Genomic DNA, 1,380 nt, shown 5'->3' on the forward strand with positions numbered 1-1,380 from the left:
GGGACTGTCTGAATAACGGTGGATCCGGTCCTTGATTCAACACGCCGAGCTGAGCTTGGCGGGAAGGATCGACGATGACCGAAACACTTGATCCCATGGCAGAGACTGAGGTGGATCAGAAGCAGTTGGCCGAGCAGCTCCTGGCTCAGGCCAAGGAGCAGGGCGTGGAGTTGATGGGCCCGAACGGACTCCTCAATCAACTCACCAAAAACGTCCTAGAGACCGCGTTAGACGCGGAGATGACCGAGCACCTGGGCTACGAGAAGCACGATGCCGCCGGCCGCGGCAGCGGCAACTCGAGGAACGGTACCCGTTCGAAGACGGTGCTCACTGAGATCGGGCCGGTGGAGATCGAAGTGCCACGCGACGTCGATTCTTCGTTCGACCCGCAGATTGTTAAGAAGCGTCAGCGACGCTTGACGGGTATCGATGAGATCGTATTGTCATTGACGGCAAAGGGTTTGACGACCGGCGAGATATCCGCGCACTTTCAAGATATTTACGGAGCGTCGGTGTCGAAGGACACGATCTCGCGGATCACCGACAAGGTCGTCGGGGAAATGACGGAGTGGCAGAACCGGCCACTTGATCGGGTGTATCCGGTGATGTTCATCGATGCGGTGCACGTGAAGGTTCGCGATGGGCAGGTCACCAACCGGCCGATGTATGTCGCGATCGGCGTCACCGTCAATGGCGAACGCGACATCCTCGGGATCTGGGCCGGCGAGGGCGGAGAGGGCGCAAAGTTCTGGCTCTCGGTCCTGACCGAGATCAAGAACCGTGGTGTGGCGGACGTCTGCATCGTTGTGTGCGACGGACTCAAAGGATTGCCTGAAGCGATCAACACCGTCTGGGAACTCGCTGTGGTGCAGACGTGCATTATTCATCTGATACGCAACACTTTTCGCTTTGCCTCTCGTAAATATTGGGATGCGATGGCGCGTGATCTCAAACCTGTCTACACCGCTCCGTCGGAGTTTGCGGCCAGGGAACGATTCGCTGAGTTCACGCAGAAATGGGGGCAGCAGTATCCAGCGATTATCAAGATGTGGGACAACGCGTGGAGTGAGTTCGTTCCGTTCCTGGACTACGACGTCGAGATCAGGCGCGTCATCTGCTCGACGAACGCGATCGAGTCTGTCAACGCTCGCTACAGGCGCGCAGTACGGGCGCGTGGGCACTTCCCGACTGAGCAGGCGGCGCTCAAATGCTTGTACTTGGCCACGCGTGCTCTGGACCCGACAGGGAAAGGTAAGGCACGATGGGCAATGAGGTGGAAGCCCGCGCTCAATGCGTTTGCGATCACCTTCGAAGGACGCATCACCCTGAACGGTAACTAACCGACATCAAGGTCGGATCCACCGTTAATCGGACACTCCC

Annotated in this window: 1 protein-coding gene; it reads left to right on the forward strand. The window is 58.3% G+C overall.

The features are described 5' to 3' along the window. Positions 1-74: 74 nt before the first annotated feature. Positions 75-1,340, forward strand: coding sequence for an IS256 family transposase (locus A2J01_RS31990; RefSeq protein WP_003943361.1), 1,266 nt, complete (start codon positions 75-77; stop codon positions 1,338-1,340). Positions 1,341-1,380 lie beyond the last annotated feature (40 nt).

The organism is Rhodococcus sp. EPR-134 (assembly GCF_001647205.1).
Lineage (GTDB): Bacteria > Actinomycetota > Actinomycetes > Mycobacteriales > Mycobacteriaceae > Rhodococcus_F > Rhodococcus_F qingshengii.